Raw genomic sequence first — 3,326 nt, 5'->3', positions numbered from 1 at the left:
GCCTTGGGGCTGGATGTTTTGTTTGTGATGGGTTTTGTGTGTGGTTGCGGGGGTAGGATTTGAACCTACGACCTTCAGGTTATGAGCCTGACGAGCTACCGGGCTGCTCCACCCCGCGTCACCATGTGGGCCTGCGCGTGGCAGGCGGTATAGAAACGCAAAAAGGACCCTTTTGGGGTCCTTCGTGCGGGGCACGAAGGCCCTGACTATGTGAATGGGTATGAACCGTGCCCGCCGGCTTTAATGCCTGGCGACGACCTACTCTTCCAACGCTTGAGCGTTAGTACCATCGGCGCAGTCAGGTTTCACGGCCGAGTTCGAGATGGGATCGGGTGGGTCACTGACGCTATGGTCACCAAGCAATAGAGCTGGCGGACACGGTTTTTAATCGATGCTGGTATTCGATGGCGTTTGTCTGGCTGTAATCGTCGTCCACCGACGAAGCTTGCAGATGCAGGCCTGTCATTGATGGTGGGACTCTCAAGCATGAACAGAGTTATTAGGACTGGTTAGCTCCACACGTTACCGCGCTTCCACATCCAGCCTATCAACGTGGTGGTCTACCACGACTCGATGATACCTTATCTTGAGGGAGGCTTCCCGCTTAGATGCTTTCAGCGGTTATCCCGTCCATGCATAGCTACCCTGCTGCGCGGCTGGCGCCACGACAGGTACACCAGAGGCATGTTCATCCCGGTCCTCTCGTACTAGGGACAACTCCTCTCAAGTATCGACGCCCACGGCAGATAGGGACCAAACTGTCTCGCGACGTTCTGAACCCAGCTCACGTACCACTTTAATTGGCGAACAGCCAAACCCTTGGGACCTGCTCCAGCCCCAGGATGTGATGAGCCGACATCGAGGTGCCAAACGATTCCGTCGATATGAGCTCTTGGGAATCATCAGCCTGTTATCCCCGGCGTACCTTTTATCCGTTGAGCGATGGCCCTTCCACGAGGGACCACCGGATCACTATGACCGACTTTCGTCTCTGCTCGACTCGTCAGTCTCGCAGTCAGGCAGGCTTATGCCATTGCACTCTAACAGCCGGTTTCCAACCGGCCTGAGCCTACCATCGCGCGCCTCCGTTACTCTTTAGGAGGCGACCGCCCCAGTCAAACTACCCGCCACAGAGGGTCCCCGTACCGGCTAACGGTACTGGGTTAGACATCAGAAACAAACAGGGTGGTATTTCACCTATGGCTCCACATCAGCTGGCGCCGATGCTTCAAAGCCTCCCACCTATGCTACACAATTTCTTCCTAATGCCACTCTGAAGCTGCAGTAAAGGTGCACGGGGTCTTTCCGTCTAACCGCGGGTACTCCGCATCTTCACGGAGAATTCAATTTCGCTGAGCATATCCTGGAGACAGTGGGGAAGTCGTTACGCCATTCGTGCAGGTCGGAACTTACCCGACAAGGAATTTCGCTACCTTAGGACCGTTATAGTTACGGCCGCCGTTTACCGGGGCTTCAATTCGGAGCTTGCACTCCTCCTCTTAACCTTCCGGCACCGGGCAGGCGTCAGACCCTATACGTCGTCTTGAAGCCGACTTAGCAGAGTCCTGTGTTTTTGCTAAACAGTCGCTACCCCCTGGCCTGTGCCCCCTGCCAGTGCTTGCGCATAGACAGGGCCTCCTTCTTCCGAAGGTACGGAGGCAATTTGCCGAGTTCCTTCAGGATACTTCTCTCAAGCGCCTTGGTATACTCTACCTGACCACCTGTGTCGGTTTCGGGTACGGTCTATACGGTGGGGCTATTTCCTGGAACCACTTCGAAGCCCCCTCAATCCGATAAGAGGAGACAACACACGTGATCCGTCACACACCACCAGGCCCACGAATATTAACGTGGTTCCCATCGACTACCCCCTTCGGGCTCGTCTTAGGGGCCGGCTCACCCTGCTCAGATTAGCTTTAAGCAGGAACCCTTGGTCTTTCGGCGAGAGGGCATCTCACCCTCTTTATCGCTACTCATGTCAGCATTCGCACTTCCGATACCTCCACGACCCATTACCAGATCGCTTCACAGGCCTACGGAACGCTCCGCTACCGCTCAGTCCGAAGACTGAACCCTAAGCTTCGGTGCATCACTTTAGCCCCGATACATCTTCGCCGCAGGAACCCTTATTTAGACCAGTGAGCTGTTACGCTTTCTTTAAAGGATGGCTGCTTCTAAGCCAACCTCCTGGTTGTTTTGGGATTCCCACATGCTTTCCCACTTAGTGATGACTTGGGGACCTTAGCTGTAGGTTAGGGCTGTTTCCCTTTTGACGACGGACCTTAGCACCCGCCGTCTGTCTGCCGAACTAGACTCGATGGTATTCGGAGTTTGGTTAAGATTGGTAGATCTCGCGACCCCCGCACTCATCCAGTGCTCTACCCCCATCGGCAATCATTCGACGCTCTACCTCAATAGATTTCGCGGAGAACCAGCTATTTCCCGGCTTGATTGGCCTTTCACCCCTAAACACAACTCATCCGAGAATTTTTCAACATTCAACGGTTCGGTCCTCCAGTGCGTGTTACCGCACCTTCAACCTGGTCATGCCTAGATCGCCGGGTTTCGGGTCTAATACATCATACTCAGTCGCCCTATTCAGACTCGCTTTCGCTGCGCCTACACCTAACGGCTTAAGCTCGCATGATACATTAAGTCACTGACCCATTATGCAAGAGGTACGCTGTCACCCCCTAAAGAGGCTCCAACTGCTTGTAAGCATTCGGTTTCAGGTACTGTTTCACTCCCCTCATCGGGGTGCTTTTCACCTTTCCCTCACGGTACTTGTTCGCTATCGGTCATGTACGAGTATTTAGGCTTGGAGGGTGGTCCCCCCATGTTCAGACAGGATTTCACGTGTCCCGCCCTACTCGAGTCCTCATCCATCACTTTCGCATACGGGGCTGTCACCCGCTATGGCCACTCTTTCCAAAGTGTTCTGCTAGTTGAAGATGAGGCACTGGCCTGGTCCGCGTTCGCTCGCCACTACTAACGGAATCTCGGTTGATGTCTTTTCCTCCAGGTACTGAGATGTTTCAGTTCCCCGGGTTCGCTTCACCAAGCCTATTTTATTCAGCTCGGTGATACCTTATCCACCTCACTCACCATGTGATCACTCACACAACGAGAGAAATGGTGAAGGTGGGTTTCCCCATTCGGAAATCGCCGGATCAAAGTTTGCTCACAACTCCCCGACGCTTATCGCAGCGTGCCACGTCCTTCATCGCCTGTACATGCCAAGGCATCCACCAAATGCTCTTACCTCACGCTTGAGAATCCACACCATCAACGACAGGCCTGCATAGAACCTGCGCTGTTTCTAGGTG

At 54.1% G+C, this 3,326-nt stretch carries 1 tRNA gene and 2 rRNA genes; all 3 read right to left on the bottom strand.

Features of this window, described 5'->3' with window-relative positions:
* Positions 1-41: 41 nt before the first annotated feature.
* The 3 genes from WG901_RS23700 to WG901_RS23690 all read right to left on the bottom strand — a co-directional run bounded on the left by WG901_RS23700 (position 42) and on the right by WG901_RS23690 (position 3,272).
* A tRNA-Met gene (locus WG901_RS23700) sits at positions 42-118 on the bottom strand.
* Positions 119-245: 127 nt separating this feature from the next.
* Positions 246-360, bottom strand: a 5S ribosomal RNA gene (gene rrf / locus WG901_RS23695).
* Between the two features lie 119 nt (positions 361-479).
* Positions 480-3,272, bottom strand: a 23S ribosomal RNA gene (locus tag WG901_RS23690).
* Positions 3,273-3,326 lie beyond the last annotated feature (54 nt).

The sequence above is a fragment of the Novosphingobium anseongense genome (assembly GCF_037482895.1).
Taxonomy (GTDB): Bacteria; Pseudomonadota; Alphaproteobacteria; order Sphingomonadales; family Sphingomonadaceae; genus Novosphingobium; species Novosphingobium anseongense.
The sequence above is the reverse complement of the archived record's forward strand: the minus strand, read 5'-3'. Positions and strand labels throughout refer to the sequence as shown.